The 15523-nt window shown below is 65.6% G+C and carries 10 protein-coding genes; 3 read left to right on the top strand and 7 right to left on the bottom strand.

The window, feature by feature from the left end; genetic code table 11:
- Positions 1 to 38: 38 nt before the first annotated feature.
- The 6 genes from NFH98_RS06990 to NFH98_RS06965 form a co-directional block, all read right to left on the bottom strand.
- Positions 39 to 1073 (bottom strand): CHAD domain-containing protein, encoded by a 1035-nt coding sequence (locus NFH98_RS06990; RefSeq protein WP_349622399.1) that lies wholly within the window; start codon positions 1071 to 1073, stop codon positions 39 to 41.
- Positions 1074 to 1126: 53 nt separating this feature from the next.
- Positions 1127 to 3076 carry a vWA domain-containing protein gene (locus NFH98_RS06985; RefSeq protein WP_349622398.1) on the bottom strand — a complete coding sequence of 650 codons (1950 nt, stop codon included), beginning with the start codon at positions 3074 to 3076 and terminating at the stop codon, positions 1127 to 1129.
- A 206-nt stretch (positions 3077 to 3282) separates the two neighbouring features.
- A complete protein-coding gene (locus NFH98_RS06980; RefSeq protein WP_349622397.1) occupies positions 3283 to 3846 on the bottom strand; it encodes an RNA polymerase sigma factor in 564 nt (187 codons plus the stop codon).
- 276 nt (positions 3847 to 4122) lie between these two features.
- Complete coding sequence (locus NFH98_RS06975; protein WP_045993314.1) at positions 4123 to 6309, bottom strand: TRAP transporter permease; 2187 nt, start codon at positions 6307 to 6309, stop codon at positions 4123 to 4125.
- A 97-nt stretch (positions 6310 to 6406) separates the two neighbouring features.
- The gene (locus NFH98_RS06970; RefSeq protein ID WP_045993315.1) at positions 6407 to 7384 is read right to left on the bottom strand and encodes a TAXI family TRAP transporter solute-binding subunit; all 978 of its coding nucleotides are present in this window, start codon (positions 7382 to 7384) and stop codon (positions 6407 to 6409) included.
- 188 nt (positions 7385 to 7572) lie between these two features.
- Positions 7573 to 8637, bottom strand: a complete 1065-nt coding sequence (locus NFH98_RS06965; RefSeq protein WP_045993316.1) for a tartrate dehydrogenase — start codon at positions 8635 to 8637, stop codon at positions 7573 to 7575.
- Positions 8638 to 8761: 124 nt separating this feature from the next.
- On the opposite strand from NFH98_RS06965, the gene NFH98_RS06960 reads away from it, so the two are divergent.
- Entirely contained in the window at positions 8762 to 9664 is a 903-nt protein-coding gene (locus NFH98_RS06960; protein ID WP_108132603.1) for a LysR family transcriptional regulator, read from the top strand.
- A 19-nt stretch (positions 9665 to 9683) separates the two neighbouring features.
- On the opposite strand, the gene NFH98_RS06955 is transcribed toward NFH98_RS06960, so the two are convergent.
- The gene (locus NFH98_RS06955) at positions 9684 to 10859 is read right to left on the bottom strand and encodes a BaiN/RdsA family NAD(P)/FAD-dependent oxidoreductase (protein ID WP_349622396.1); all 1176 of its coding nucleotides are present in this window, start codon (positions 10857 to 10859) and stop codon (positions 9684 to 9686) included.
- Between the two features lie 378 nt (positions 10860 to 11237).
- On the opposite strand from NFH98_RS06955, the gene NFH98_RS06950 reads away from it, so the two are divergent.
- The gene (locus tag NFH98_RS06950; protein ID WP_349622395.1) at positions 11238 to 12410 is read left to right on the top strand and encodes an efflux RND transporter periplasmic adaptor subunit; all 1173 of its coding nucleotides are present in this window, start codon (positions 11238 to 11240) and stop codon (positions 12408 to 12410) included.
- Positions 12410 to 15523: an efflux RND transporter permease subunit gene (locus NFH98_RS06945; protein WP_222569267.1), complete on the top strand. Its 3114-nt coding sequence runs from the start codon at positions 12410 to 12412 to the stop codon at positions 15521 to 15523. Before NFH98_RS06950 ends, NFH98_RS06945 begins: the two co-directional genes overlap by 1 nt.

The raw sequence follows: 15523 nt of genomic DNA, 5'->3' as shown, positions 1-15523 counted from the left end.
GGGCGCGCCCTCAGGGCCGCCCTGGGTCTTTTTCAGCGCTATTGCGGAGCCTTCATCAGTGTCACGGCCTCATTGATCCTGGCCTCGAGACGCTCCAGGCGCGGCTTGCGACATAGCGCCTGCACCCTTTTGAGGTTCTGCTCTGTCTGCGCCTCGTGGTGCGCGTGCAGCAGCATGAAACCGCGCAGGTGGCGAGGCGCGGTGGCCCTGGGTGAGGCCTGCTCGAGCGCTGCCTCCAGGCGATCCAGGGTTTCTTCCTCGGTATGCAAGAGCGCCGCCGTGGTAAGCACGTCGCCCCTCACCAGATCGTCATGGAGATCGCCAAAGGCATCCTGAAAGGTCTTCAGCTCTTCCTCGAGCTCGGCGAAGACCTCGCCCTGTTCCCGCCAAGGACGCAGCAGGTAGCGCAGCCGCTTGCCGGTGATACGCGGCCGGTGCAGCGTCTCTTCTTCCTCGCGCCCTTTTACCGCGGCGAGTTCCTCAAGCCAGCCCTCACCAAGCCGGGCCAGCACCTGGGCCGAGGCGTCACCAAACCGAGGCTCCTTGCCGGCCTTGTTGCTGCCTTTTTTCTTGTCCTTGTTCTTGTCCTTCTTCTTGCTGTCCTTGTCTTTGCCCTTGTCCTTGAGAGCGGCCTTGCCGGCAGCCTCGCGCAGGCGGGTGTCGAGCAGCGGAAACCCCGCCACACTGGCGTCGATGGAGGCGTACTCCTGTTCCACCTGCGCCGCCAGGCGCTCCCGCCACCAGCCGATGGCGCCACGCTCCGGCGCTCCCGTCGTCTCGGCCACACTATCGAGCCAGGCCAGCATCACCTCACCGTCACGAGCGTCGTTGGTGGCTCGCGCCAGCGCCGTCAACTGGCGCAACAGCGCCTTGTCGATCGCAAACCCCGGCTGATCGCCATACTCCTTGATGGTGCTGCGAAGGCGCCTCAAGGCCACCCGAAAATCGTGCAGCCCTTCGCTGTCCTCGGGGTCCTGGATGCGCGGATAGGCCTGACGAGCCTCATCGAGCATCTCGAGGATGACGGCTTCAAGCACCGTCCCCAGCCGCCGTTGTCCCAGCGCCTTGGCCATACACTCTCTCCTGCACAAGAAATAGATGATGCATTCAAGCGTAGCGCAGAAACTCAGCGATCCGACAGTCCGCCGGCCAGGCGCATCAGGCGTACCGCCTCGGCGCGATAGCCGTAGCGATCCTTGCCCTTGCTGGCCTCGGCCAGCGCGATAGCCTCATCCCAACCCCAGTCGCCCAGGTAGCGATCGTCACCCAGCAGCTGGCCGAAGCCGGCGATGGCGGCGGCGAAGGACGCCTCGCTGTCGGCTGTCGTCAGGCCTGGCGAGATCGGCGTTTCGATCAGGCGGCTTTGCGACTCCCCAGGCACCTTGTAGCGCAGCGCCACATGCCCCAGCTCGTCATGCTGGCCCTCCGTCACTTGCTGTCCCTGCTGATAGCGAGATGGCCGGGTCAGGGCAGCCCTCGAGCCCACCGGGGCAATCTCGTAGAGCGCCGTCACCTGATGACCCGCGCCGATATCGCCGGCATCGACGCGGTCGTTGCGGAAGTCCTCCCGCCTGAGCGCTCGGGTCTCGTAGCCGATCAAGCGATACTCCTGCACCCGCGCCGGATTGAATTCGACCTGCACCTTGACGTCGTTGGCGATGGGCTCGAGCGACGCCGCCAGTTGGTCCACCAGCACCTTCTGCGCCTCGGCCAGACTGTCGATATAGGCGGCCTGGCCGTTGCCATGCTGGGCCAGCGACTGCATCACGGCGTCGTCGAGATTACCTCGGCCAAAGCCCAGCACCGACAGATATACGCCGCCCTCACGCCGGTCGGCGATAAAGCGCTCTAGCGCCTCGGGATCACTCAGGCCAAGATTGAAGTCACCGTCGGTGGCCAGCAGCACCCGGGTCGTCTCGTCCTCGCCGTTCATCTGCCCCGCCAGCCGATAGGCCTGGCTCAGGCCGGCTTCACCGGCGGTACCGCCGCTGGGCGCCAGGCTCTCGAGCGCTTGCATGATCTCCTCTGTGTTCGATGCCGCAGTCGGTGCCAGTGCCACCCCGGCGCTGCCGGCGTAGGTGACGATGGCGACCTCGTCGTCGTCATTCAGCTCACCCAGCAACAGCGCCATGGAGCGCTTGAGCAAGGGCAGCTTGTCTGGCGAGCGCATCGAGCCGGAGGTGTCGATCAGCAGCACCAGGTTGACCGGCGAGCGGGGGCCAGGCGTGGCCGCCCTTCCCTGCAGCGCCACGCGCACCAGCTGACGCTCGGGATTCCACGGCGAGGCAAAGACATCGACCATCGGGCGAAAGGCCTCGGCGTCCGGCTGGGGGTAGTCGTAGCCGAAGTAGTTGATCATCTCCTCGATGCGCGCCGCCTGGGGCGGCGGCAACTCTCCCTGCATCAGCGAAGAACGCACCACCGCGTAGCTTGCCGTGTCCACGTCCACCGAGAAGGTCGACACCGGCGTCTCGGCGGTCACCCTGACACTCGAGGCGTCGAACTCGGGATAGGCTTCCGAGGTGTCGGTGGGCATCTGGACCGAAGGTCCCGGGCTCGGCAAGGGCGCTATCCGTGCGACCTCCTGACTCGGCATCAGGCCGCGCATCTCCATCGATGTCGAAGGAGAGAGCGACGTCGATGGTGAAGAAGAGAGCGCGGGAGATCGCGACACAGAGAGCCTGGGAGCCTCGGCCAACTGAGTGACCTGCCCCGCAGACTTGCTTTCCGTCTCGACAGCCGTCACGACGGCCGTATCAAGGGGCATGTCACCGGCCATCTGGTCTGCCACCGGTCCTGTCTTGCTCGCCACAATCGCCAGACGTTCGCCCTCGGTCGACTCAGGGGCAGACTCGGGCTTGCTGGCAGTTCGAGGTGGCGAGACGGCCATCTCGGCATCCTGGCTCGGCTCGGGCCCTGTCATGGCGTCGAAGTCCTGGGCCTGGGGCCACAGCAGGTAAAGCCCCAGTGACATCGCCGCCAGCGAGGCGGCGGCAGCCAGCGTTGGTCGACGATGCAAGGGTCGACGATGCAATGGGCTACGGTGTGACGGGCTGTGGCTAAGCGATCGGTTCATGCTGGCATCCCTCCGGGGTGAACGCGGCCGCGACCTGATGTCGTCGCGGCCTTCCCCCGAGAGACGTGACTCGGCGTTGGACTCTTGGTCGGCGGCCTGACGTTGATCGAACCGGTCAAGCGCCGCCTTTAGATGCCCGGACTTCACCTCCGCCTGCGGCGCGGGTGCCGATGACAGGGCCCGTTCGAGGCGCTTCAGCTCATCACTCATCTTTCCTCCTCCGCCTGGGCCAGCGCGCTCAATTGTCGTTTCACCTCGCTCATGCGCCAGGCCACGGTACCTTCTGAAACCTCCAGCACCTCGGCCACCTGCGCCTGGGTCATGCCTTCGCCCAGGGACAGCGCCACGGTGTCACGCAGATCAGTCGACAGCGTCGCCATCGCCCTGGCGAGCCAGCGCTGTTCATCGTCGCGCTGTCGATTGCGCCGATGTCGGTCTTGCTCCCAGGCCTCCCAGCCCTCGGCAGCCTTGCGCCGCGTGGCCTGCTGCCGGCGACGATCGTGGGCGGCGTTGACCGCGACCCGATAGAGCCAGGTGGTAAAGGCGGCGCGCCCATCGAAGCGGATTAGCTTGTCGGGCAACGCAAGACAGATGTCCTGGGTCAGATCCTCGGCCTCGGCGCGGCTGCCGGTCAGCCGCCAGGCCAGCACATAAAGCCGGTCGTAGTGGCGAGACAGCAGGCGCGCGAAGGCCTCACGCTCGCCTCCGGCGGCGCCCTTCACCAGTTCTACATCCGTTGGCGCCCGGGTTTCGGGCTCTTGAATCGACAAGTGGCCGCTCCTCGCGGTCGGGCTCTCGGAAATACACATCACCCCACAGGGGGGCATCTATATGTAAAGACGTCGCTGGTAGCCGATTCCTTGGGCGGCTGAGAAAAAAAGTGGCGAACAGGCATCGCTTGAACAGGAAGCCTCCACGTCTGCAAACGGTAGTAGCACAAAAAGAGGCGGCCCGTAGGCCGCCTCCCCGCGATTTACCACCTGGGCTTGCGCTCAGGTCCAGGACGCCAGGTACCGCGGCGTCCTGGCTTTGCTGCCTTGCGCTCCTCAGGAGGGCAACGTACCGGCGCTCTTGTGGCGCCAGCGTTGCACGCCCCAGATCGCCGCGCCCAGTCCCAGGCCGATCAAGTCGGTGACGAGGCCACCGGAGATCATCGCCAGGGCGGCTGCCCCCAGCACCACACGCTGGAGCAGATTCGCCGGAGCCGCCAGGAAATAGCCCTGAAGCGCCGCCGCCAGCAGATAGATGCCGATACCGGCGGTGATCGCCACCCTCAAGATCGCCCACCAGGTCCCCTGCATCAGAAGCTCGGGGCTGTAGAAGAACATGAAGGGCACGATGAACGCCGCCAGGCCGAACTTGAACGAAGTGGCCGCGGTCTTCAGCGCATTGGTGTTGGAGATCGCCGCCGCCGCGTAGCCGGCCAGCGCCACCGGTGGCGTGATCGCGGACAGAACCGCGTAGTAGAACACGAAGAAGTGCGACACCAGCGGCGAGATGCCGATCTGCTGAAGCCCCGGCGCCACCACCGACGCCGCCACCGCGTAGGCCGCCGTGGTCGGCATGCCCATGCCAAGCAGAATCGAGATGCACATGGCGAAGAACAGCGCCAGGAAGTGGCTGGTGTCGGCCAGCCCCAGCAACATGGAGGCAAAGCGCGCACCGACGCCGGTCAGCGAGATCACGCCGACGATGATGCCGGCACAGGCGCACACTGCGATCAAGGGCACCGACATTCGGGCCCCCAGTTCCAGCGCCCGCAGCAAGGCCTTGGGCCCCATCCAGTGCGGCGTCAGCCAGGACACCACGGCGGCGCTGGCCATCGCCAGGGTGCCGGCACGGATCACCGAATAGCCCATGAACAGGGTGGTGATCAGGATGATGATCGGCAGGAACAGATAGACCCGCTTGAGCATCTCGGTGACCAGCGGCAACTGGTCCTTGGGCAGACCCTGCATGCCGTCGCGCCGGGCTTCCAGGTCCACCATCAGATAGATGGCGAGGAAGTACAGCGCCGCCGGAATCAGCGCGGCGAAGGCGATCTCGGTATAGGGGATGCCGGTGATCTCAGCCATGATAAAGGCGCCGGCGCCCATGATCGGTGGCACGATCTGGCCACCGGTGGAGGCTGCCGCTTCGATGCCGCCCGCGCTGAGCGGATGGTAGCCCACCCGCTTCATCAACGGGATGGTCAGCGAGCCGGTGGCCACCACATTGCCCGCCGAGGTGCCGTTGATCATGCCCATCAGCCCCGAGGCGAATACCGCCACCTTGGCCGGACCACCGCGCGAACGCCCGGCCACGGCGAAGGCGAAGTTGACGAAGTAGTCCCCGACCTTGGAGGCCTGCAGAAAGGCGGCGAAGGTGATGAACAGGATGATGTAGGTGGACGACACCGCGGTGGTCGGCCCCAGCACCCCGCTGTCGGTGTACAGGTAGGTGAAGAAGCGCTTGGCCGTGTAGCCGTCATGTTCGAGGATGCCCGGCAGGTAGGGCCCGGCAAAGGCGTAGAGCAGGAAGACACTGGTGATGGCGATCAGCGCCAGACCGGCGATACGCCGGGTCAGCTCCATGATCAACAGCACCCCACTGGCCGAGACCAGCAGCTCAGGCGTGCCCACCAGCGGAGTGCCCGCCGCCATGCGCCAGCGTCCCAGTACGAAGATCAGAAAGGCCGCCACCACCAGCGCCGATACCATCAGCGCCAGATCCGGCCAGTGAATGCGATCACCACGACTGGGAAAGCACCAGCTCGATACCACCCCCGCCACGCTGGCGATCGCCAGCGCCACCGCCAGATGCAGCGGCAGCCAGTTGGTCACCGCCACACCAGGGCCTTCACTCAGCCCCCACAGGGCCAGCGCGCAGGCACCCGCGTAGCCACTGGCGAGTGCCGTGATCAGCGCAGCGAGACGTTCGAGTCCTGCTGGCCTTGAGCCCTTGCCGGCCCCGCCTTCAGGGTCCACCGACATCGCTGCGGTGATGGCGAAGCCGACCATCAGTCCACCGGCGATGTGCAGAATGCGAAAGGTCCAGGTCTCGATCGGCGCGATATTCAGCGCGTAGAGGTGCATCGCGGTAAACAGCACGCAGCCGAGCATCACTGTCCTGCCGACCAGCCCGCCGAGGACGCGCTCGTTGTGGGCACGGGGCAGCTCGTCGGCGCCATCCGCCACCACCGTCTGAAGCGGAGCCACCTCGTCAGCGGGCTCCGGTTGTCTTGTCGTTGTCATCTCGCTGTACCTCAGGTCACGAGGGCCGAGGCCCTGGCGGACCCCGGCTCACGAGCTTCAAGGGCCGACCGTCTCAGACGGCCGGCGCCATAGCACTTCAGCCTTCCAGATCGTCCGGGATGTCGTAGCCGTTCTCCTCGAACCAGCGCACGGCGCCCGGATGCCAGGGCATGAAGCTGTTCTGGGAGAAGTTTTCCGGCAGCGTCTCCTTGGCCGAGCCATGAACCTTGAGCATGCGCTCATGCTCTTCCATCACGGCCTTGGTGACCTCGTAGACCAGTCCCTCCGGCATGTCCTTGTGGGTGATGGCGAAGTTCCAGATCGACACCGCCGGTGTCGGCTCGTCCAGCGACTGATAGGCGCTGGCCGGGATCGACGAGGCGCTGAGTGCCGGGAAGTCCTCGAGGAACTGCTCACTCTCCTCCGGCGAGAACGAGAAGATGTTGACGTCGGCCTGGGCTTCCAGCTGACTGAACGCCGATACCGGAATCCCCGAGGCGAACGCGAACGCATCGAGCAGGCCATCCTGGACCTGACCGGCCTGGTCGGCAGCGCCGCCGTTGCGGGTATCTGCCTCGATCCCGAGCTTGTCGAAGATCTGCGGGAAATACAGATCGCCGGTACCACCGGCCGGCCCGATACCGACGGTCTTGCCGTCGAGGTCATCGATGGAGTCGATGCCCGAGTCCTCGAGCGCGATCACCTGCAGCGCCGTCTGGTACATCGGGAAGACTGCGCGCACGTCGGTGTGCTCGACCCCCGGAGCCAGCTTGCTGTTGCCCTGCCAGGCCTGGTAGGCCGGTCCCATGGTGACCATGCCGAACTCGTGCTCGCCCATCTGCACCATGGTGACGTTCTGTACCGGGCCACCGGTGACCTCGGCGCCGAACGAGATGCCGGTGCGCTCACCGACCAGGTTGCCCCAGCCGCTGCCGTAGATGTAGTAGGTAGCGCCCTGGCTACCGGTGCCGATGGTGACACTCTGGGGCCAGTCACTCTGGTCGTCGGCGGCCATGCTCGGACTCGCCGCCACCGCGGCGATCACTGCACTGAAAAGAAGGGTTTGGGATTTCATGGCGTTGCTCCTTGGCGTTGTGATTGTTACTGCCAAGCCTCTCGATGGGCTCGTGGAGCGGGGAGTCTCTGCTCGAAAGCCGAGCCTCCCCGAATCCCGCGTCGGTGTTTCGGCATCGATGCCATCCGACGGGGACAAGGTCATCGCCTCCTGCCCGCAGGGGGCAGGAAACGACGGGGATCTCAGACTCAGCCCTGGGCCTCGATGTCGGCGCAGATGGCCGCCGTCACGTCGCGGGTCATGGCGTCGCCGCCCAGGTCCTTGGTCTGCATGCCGGACTCGGTCAGGCGCTCGATGGCTGCCATCAGGCGCTCGGCGGCGGTGTTCTCGCCGAGGTATTCGAGCATCATCGCCGCGGTCCAGAACGAGCCCACCGGATTGGCGATCCCCTGGCCCGCGATATCGAAGGCAGAGCCATGGATCGGCTCGAACATGGAGGGGAAGCTGCGCTCGGGGTTGAGGTTGGCGGTAGGCGCAATACCCAGGCTGCCGGAAAGCGCTGCCGCAAGATCCGAGAGGATGTCGGCGTGCAGGTTGGTGGCGACCACCACATCCAGGGTCTCGGGCTTGAGCACCATGCGGGTGGTCACCGCATCGACCAGCTCACGATCGATCTCGACCTCGGGGAAGTCCTTGGCCACCTCGAAGAACACCTCGTCCCACAGCACCATGCCGTGACGCTGGGCATTGGACTTGGTCACCAGGGTCAGCTTCTTGCGCGGGCGGCTCTGGGCCATCTCGAAGGCAAAGCGATGGATCCGCTCGATGCCCTTGCGCGAGAAGATGGAAAGCTCGGTGCCGATCTCGTCGGGCAGCCCCTGGTGCACGCGCCCGCCGTTGCCGGAGTACTCACCCTCGCTGTTCTCGCGGATGATCACCCAGTCGATCTTGTCGGCGCCCTCGAGACGACTCTTCACACCCGGCAGCACCCGAGCGGGGCGCACATTGGCGTACTGATCGAAGCCCTGGCAGATGGCCAGGCGCAGATCCCACAGCGACACGTGGTCGGGCACGTCCTGGCTGCCCACGGCGCCAAAGTAGATGGCGTCGAACTTCGCGAGCTTAGCGAGGCCACCCTCGGGGATGTACTCGCCCTGTTCCAGATAGCGCTTCGAGCTCCAGTCGAAGTCCTCGAATTCGAAGTTGAAGTCGCCGCTCTTCTTGGCCAGCGCCTCGATGACCTGCTTGCCTGCCTCGATGACCTCAAGGCCGATACCGTCACCGGGAATCACCGCCACCTTATGCGTTCTCATCTGCTGTCACCTCACTGAAGATTCTGTAAACCGGAGGTCTTGCCGGGTTCACGAAGGCTAGGTGACAGGGACAATTGGCGGCAATAGACTGGCGGTTGAAGCTACCATGACGCCTGGGTTAACCATGAAATCGCTTGCCGACCTCGAATTCTTTGTCATCCTGTGTGAAGCGGGCAGCCTGTCGCGCACCGCAAAGGATCTCGACATCACCCCGGCTGCTGCCAGCAAGCGCTTGGCAAATCTGGAAAAATCCCTGGACACCCAGCTTTTTTACCGCACCCCGAGAGCCATGAGTCTGACCCCGGACGGGGTCGTCATGTTGCGCTACGCGAAGCGCATGCTGGCCGACATGGAAGCGCTTCACCATGCACTAAAGGTGAACGCCGACGAAGCCTCGGGACAGATAAGAATCAACGCCCCCTTCGGATTCGGTCGACGTCACATTGCTCCTTTCGTCGCATCTTTCGTCGAACAATTCCCCGATATCGACTGTCAGCTTCACCTCTCGGATCACCCGCTTAATCTGGTGGCAAATGCCTTCGATATCGGTATCCGATTCGGCACCCTTCCCGACTCGGGACTGCATGCCAGAAAGATCGCCTCCCACCGACGTCTGCTTTGTGCATCACCCGAATATCTGAAGAAACACGGGCATCCCGACACCCCGGAAGCATTGAGCGAACACAACTGCATCGTGCTCAGACAGAACGAGGACACCTACGGCAACTGGCGCTTCACCCGGGGAGAACGTCACCATCAGGTCAAGGTCCGTGGCAACCTGTCGGCCAACGACGGCGAGAGCGTGCTGACCTGGGCCATTCGCGGCCACGGCATCGCCGTGCGCGCCGAGTGGGACGTGCACGAACATCTGGAGCAGGGACGCCTGGTACGGGTGCTGCCGGACTACCAGCTACCCAACGCCGACATCTACGCGGTCTACCCCTACGCCGATCACCTGCCGATCCGCATCCGCCGCTTCATCGACCATCTGGTCAGCGAGATGGAGGCCTTGCCGTCGCATGAGTAGGCAGGGGGGGACGAAGCGTCTACACCGACTGGCCGCAGGCCACGGCCGACGCCCAGGCCCACTGGAAGTTGTAGCCGCCGAGTTCGCCGGTGACATCGAGCACCTCGCCGATAAAGCGAAGCTGGGGCAGGCCCTGGACTTCGAAGGTCTTCGACGAGATGGCGTCGACGCAGACGCCGCCCATGGTCACCTCGGCGGTGCGCCAGCCTTCGGTGCCGGAGGGCTTGATGCGAAAGCGGTTGAGGAAGTCCGCCCAGGCCGCAAGGCTTGCGTTGGAGCGCTCGGCGAGTACGCCGTCATCGCCTTGCCACTCCACCAGGGACTGCGCCAGGCGCTTGGGGTAGTGCTCGGACAGCCAGGTGGACAGGCGACGCTTGGGGGTATCGCGGCGGGCCTGACACAGCGCCTCGAAGGCGTCCTTGCCGGGCATCAGGTCGATCTCGAGGTCGTCGCCGGGCTGCCAGTAGCTGGAGATCTGCAGCATGGCGGGACCGGACAGCCCACGGTGGGTAAACAGCAAGGGTTCACGATACTCGCCCCCGCGACAGCGGGCGACGACGTCGGTGGACACCCCGGCAAGCGCCGCCGCCCGCTCCTTCCACTGCGAAGTGAGGGTAAAGGGCACCAGCGCCGCCCGGGTATCGGTGACCTCCAGGCCGAACTGACGGGCGATATCGTAGCCAAAGCCGGTGGCGCCCATGCTGGGGATCGACAGCCCACCGGTGGCGACGACCACTGCACCGGCATCGATGCGCCCGGCGGAAGTGGCCAGGCGCATGCCCTCGCCCTGGCGTTCGATGCGCTCGACGCTGGTCTTCAGGCGTAGCTCGACGCCGGCCCAGTCGCATTCGGTCAGCAGCACCTGGAGCAGGTCCTTGGCGGAGTCGGCGCAGAACAACTGTCCCGGCGCCTTCTCGACGTACTCGAGGCCGTGGCGTTCGACCAGCTCGACGAAGTGCTCCGGGCGATAGCGCTTGAGCGCCGAGATGCAGAAGTGGGGATTGGCGGAGAAGAAGTTGGCCGGGGTCGTCGCCATATTGGTGAAGTTGCAGCGCCCGCCGCCGGACATCAGGATCTTCTTGCCCGGCTTGTTGGCGTGATCGATCACCAGCACCGAGCGTCCGGAGTAGCCCGCCGTCAGCGCACACATCAGACCGGCGGCTCCGGCACCAATCACTACCACGTCAACCTTCATGGATCATTCCCCTCACCGCCCGTTGTTCGCATCACGCCCTGGCGCCCTCGTCGGCCGCGCCTCACCCTGGGCTGGTCGCCATGTGCAAGCGCGCTGCCGAAACCCTTGGCGCAACAAAAGCCCGCCATACTAGCAGAGCCGTCCTCTCGATTCGCCCTGAAACACCGTGGCATGCAACAGCCTGTTGTTACTCGGCGAACGACTTGCGAAAAGATTGTGCAACCCGCACCTTGCTCAAGCCAGCGAGGCCATGTCTCAGGCATGCTGTCGCTATCCTCGGACACTTGTGTACGACCATCGTATCCGATCGTTTACGCTGTGCGTCGGCCACGCCTCGAGCGCCGTCCACCGTAGAATGCCCAACGCAGGAAGCTTGCCATGCCGTCAGTTCGTTGCCCCAGGACCCTATCGCATCGCACGTCGAGACCAGGGAGGGTGGGTTTTCGCCTGGTCCTGGCTCTGGTGGTGCTGGCGGGTGTGGTGTCGCCCAGCCTGGCGCAGCAGCGCGGTGCCGGCACCCAGGGGCCTCCCCCCACCCCGGTGATCGCCGCCGAGGTGACCCAGGAGGCCTGGTCCGATCCGCTGGAGTCGCTGGGGACGCTATCGGCCAACGAGAGCGTGACCCTGTCGGCCACGGTGACCGACACCGTCTCGGCGCTCAACTTCGAGGGCGGGGAAGAGGTCAGCCAAGGCGATGTGCTGTTGGAGCTGTCCGACATCGAGGAACGCGCCGCCCTGCGCGAGGCCCAGGCACTGCGCACCGAGCGACAGAACGCGGTCAATCGCTTCGCCCAACTCGAAAGCCGCAATCTGGCGCCCCGCGCCGACGTCGAGGACAGTCGTGCCCAGCTTCAGCAGGTGGACGCGACCATCGCTGGGCTCGAGGCGATGCTCGAGAACTACAGGGTCAAGGCGCCCTTCGACGGCGTGGTCGGGGTGCGTGACATCAGCGTCGGCACCCTGGTCACTCCAGGCACCGAGCTGACCACCCTGGACGACGTCTCCCACATGAAGCTCGACTTCGACGTGCCCGAGGTCCAGCTCGGTTCGCTGTCACGGGGGCTCACGCTTACCGCCACCACCGCGGCCTACCCGGACCGGGTGTTCGAGGGAGAGATCGCCACCATCGACTCGCGCATCGACCCGATCAGCCGCAGCATCTCGGTGCGCGCCCTGCTCGACAACGAAGAGAGGCTGCTGCGTCCCGGCATGCTGATGCGGGTGACCATCGCCAGAAGCCCGCGTCAGGCGCTGGTGATTCCCGAATCCGCGCTGGTCCCGGAAGGCCAGCGCCAGCGGGTCTGGGTACTGACCACGCGTGAGCCGACGTCGACCGAGGCCGGTGAGGTGGTTCGCCGGGATATCGAGGTGGGCTCGCGGCGCGAAGGCGACGTGGAAGTCGTCAAGGGGCTCGAGGCCGGCGAGCTGGTGGTCACCCACGGCAATGACCGCCTGCATGAAGCCTCCCGGATCACGCTGATCGGCATCGAGGACGAGACCACCAGCGTCAGCGACATCCTGCTCGAGCAGCGCCAGGGAGACGACACCTGATGCGCCTGTCCGACGTTTCCGTCCAGCGCCCGGTGCTGGCCACCGTGCTCGCCGCCCTGATCGTCGCCTTCGGCCTGCTGGCGCTGACCCGTCTGCCGCTGCAGGAATACCCGACCATCGATCCGCCCATCGTCAGCATCCGCACCGCTTACCCCGGGGCGTCCGCCGACGTGGTCGAGACCCGTATCACCCAGGTACTCGAAGAGCGCATCGCCGGCATCGCCGGCATCGAGGTGATCTCCTCCACCTCCACCGACGGCAGCTCCAATATCAACGTCGAGTTCAGCCTGTCCACCGACATCGACGCCGCCGCCAATGACATGCGCGACCGTATTTCCGGCGCCGCCGACAATCTGCCGGACGAGGCCGACCCACCGGAGGTGCGCAAGGAGGACACCAGCTCCGAGGTGGTGATGTGGCTGATGCTGTCCGGCGAGGGCTATACCACGGCGGAGCTGACCGACTACGCCGAGCGCTACCTGGTGGACAGCTTCTCGGTGCAGGAAGGCGTTTCCGGGGTGTTCGTCGGCGGCGCCAAGGAATACGCCATGCGGGTGTGGCTCGACAATGACGCCCTGGCCGCCCGCGGGCTGACCGTCAGCGACGTGGAGTCCGCACTCAGGGCTGAAAACGTCGAGCTGCCCGGCGGCGCGGTGGAGTCACAGGATCGTCAGTTCATGGTGCGCCTGCCACGAAGCTTCTCGACCCCCGAGGACTTCCGCGCCCTGGTGCTCGATCGCGGCGAAGGCGGCTATCTGGTTCGGCTGGCCGACGTGGCCCGGGTGGAACTCGGCACCGTGGAGGAGCGCTCGCTGTTTCGCGGCAACGGCCAGACGGTGGTGGGCCTTGGCATGGTCAAGCAGTCCACCGCCAACGTCATGGCGCTGTCCAAGGCGGTGCGCGCCGAAATGCAACGGCTGTCCCCTCGCCTGCCGGACGGCATGAGCCTGTCACTCAACTACGACGCCTCCACCTTCGTGTCCGGCGCCATTCGCGAGGTGGTCAGCACCCTGTTGATCGCCATCGGCCTGGTGGTCGTGGCGATCTTCGTCTTCCTCGGTAACCTGCGCACCACCCTGGTGCCGGCGGTCACCGTGCCGGTCACCCTGATCGGCACCTTCGCCGCCCTGGCGGCCATGGGCTTCACCATCAACCTGCTGACCCTGCTGGCACTGGTGCTGGCCATCGGCCTGGTGGTGGACGACGCCATCGTGGTGCTGGAAAACATCCATCGACGCATGCACCTGTACGGCGAGACGCCGCTGGTGGCGGCCTTCCGCGGCGCCCGCCAGCTGGCCTTTGCGGTCATCGCCACCAGCCTTGTGCTGATCGCGGTGTTCGTGCCCCTGAGCTTTATCCAGGGCGACGTCGGCAAGCTGTTCACCGAGTTTGCCCTGACCCTGTCGGCGGCGGTGGCCATCTCCACCCTGCTGGCGCTGACCCTGACCCCGATGATGGCCTCCAAGATCCTGTCGCCAAGCCTTCACGAGGGGCGCCTGGCCCACTGGGTCGACGAAGGGCTGAACTGGGCCCAGGGCGTCTACCGGGCTTGCCTGGAGGTCGTGCTCAAGGCGCGCTGGCTGGTGGTAGCCTGCTTTGTTGCGATGCTGGCCGGGATCGCCTGGCTGTATCCTCAGCTGCCGGCCGAGTACACCCCGCGGGAAGACCGCGGCACCTTCTTCGTCATCATCAGCGGCCCGCCCGGCGCCACCTTCTCCTATATGGAGGACTACATGGACGAGGTCGAGGCACGGCTGCTGCCCCTGCGCGAGACCGGCGAGGTCGAACGGGTGCTGATCATCGCTCCCCAGGGGCGCGGCAACACCGAGAACTTCAACTCCGGTTTCGCCATCGTCGGCCTGTCGGACTGGGCCGAGCGTCGACCCGCCTGGCCGATCATGAACGAGGTGCGCCAGTCACTGGCCGACCTGCCCGGCATCCGCGCCTTCCCGGTGATGCGCCAGGGCTTCGGCGGCGGCACCGAACAGGGCGTGCAGTTCGTGCTTGGCGGGGGCAGCTACGAGCAGCTGGTGACCTGGCGCGACGCCCTGATGGACCATATTCGCCAGACCAATCCGAGACTGTTGAACCTCGAGAGCGACTACGAGGAAAACCAGCCCCAGCTCAACGTCAATATCGACTACACCCGCGCCGCGGATCTCGGCGTCACCGTCAGCGAGATCGGCCGCACCCTGGAGACACTGCTGGGTGGCCGCACCGTGACCCGCTTCACCGACCAGGGCGAAGAATACGACGTCATCCTCGAAGGCGAGCGCGGCTCCACCCCCACGCCGAGTTCCCTGGACAACGTGCGGGTGCGCTCGGACCGCACCGGTGAGCTGATCCCGCTGTCTAGCCTGGTCACCGTCGAGGCCTTCGCCGGGCCCAGCCAGCTCAACCGCTACAACCGCCTGCGCGCGATCACCCTGCAGGCCGATCTGGCCGACGGCTACTCCATGGGCGAAGCGCTGGACTACCTCGAGAACGCCGTCAGTGAGGTGTTGCCGGCGGGCGTGCAGACCGACGTCAAGGGCGCGGCCCGGGACTATCGCGAGTCCACCGGCGCCACCACCTTCCTGCTGGTACTCGGCACCCTGGTGGTGTTCCTGGTGCTGGCGGCCCAGTTCGAGAGCTTCGTCCATCCGCTGGTGATCATGCTGACGGTGCCCCTGGCCATCGGCGGGGCCCTGCTCGGCCTGTGGCTGACCGGTCAGTCGCTGAATATCTATAGCCAGGTGGGCCTGGTCATGCTGGTGGGGCTCGCCGCCAAGAACGGCATCTTGATCGTGGAGTTCGCCAACCAGCTAAGAGACGAAGGCACCGAGTTCCGCGAGGCGCTGATGCGTGCGGCCATGACCCGCCTGCGTCCCATCGTGATGACCTCGGTCACCACCATCGCCGGCAGCGTGCCCTTGATCCTGTCCAGCGGCGCCGGCGCCGAGACGCGCATCGTCATCGGCACGGTGATCTTCACCGGCGTCGCCGCCGCCACCTTCTTTACGCTGTTCGTGGTACCGGTGGCCTACGATCTGATGGCCCGGCGCACCGGCTCGCCCGGCGACGTGGCGCGCAAGCTGGAGCGAGAGATGGAACAGTCGCCGGACGCCCACTGA

It is taken from the genome of Halomonas sp. H33-56, from assembly GCF_040147035.1.
Taxonomy (GTDB): domain Bacteria; phylum Pseudomonadota; class Gammaproteobacteria; order Pseudomonadales; family Halomonadaceae; genus Halomonas; species Halomonas litopenaei.
This window is presented reverse-complemented; position numbering and strand designations above follow the sequence as displayed.

Bases quoted from the DNA above. Each gene is read 5' to 3' on its own strand.
- NFH98_RS06990 (WP_349622399.1), bottom strand. From the start codon at position 1,073: ATGGCCAAGGCGCTGGGACAACGGCGGCTGGGGACGGTGCTTGAAGCC.
- NFH98_RS06985 (WP_349622398.1), bottom strand. From the start codon at position 3,076: ATGAACCGATCGCTTAGCCACAGCCCGTCACACCGTAGCCCATTGCAT.
- NFH98_RS06975 (WP_045993314.1), bottom strand. From the start codon at position 6,309: ATGACAACGACAAGACAACCGGAGCCCGCTGACGAGGTGGCTCCGCTT.
- NFH98_RS06970 (WP_045993315.1), bottom strand. From the start codon at position 7,384: ATGAAATCCCAAACCCTTCTTTTCAGTGCAGTGATCGCCGCGGTGGCG.
- NFH98_RS06965 (WP_045993316.1), bottom strand. From the start codon at position 8,637: ATGAGAACGCATAAGGTGGCGGTGATTCCCGGTGACGGTATCGGCCTT.
- NFH98_RS06960 (WP_108132603.1), top strand. From the start codon at position 8,762: ATGAAATCGCTTGCCGACCTCGAATTCTTTGTCATCCTGTGTGAAGCG.
- NFH98_RS06955 (WP_349622396.1), bottom strand. From the start codon at position 10,859: ATGAAGGTTGACGTGGTAGTGATTGGTGCCGGAGCCGCCGGTCTGATG.
- NFH98_RS06950 (WP_349622395.1), top strand. From the start codon at position 11,238: ATGCCGTCAGTTCGTTGCCCCAGGACCCTATCGCATCGCACGTCGAGA.
- NFH98_RS06945 (WP_222569267.1), top strand. From the start codon at position 12,410: ATGCGCCTGTCCGACGTTTCCGTCCAGCGCCCGGTGCTGGCCACCGTG.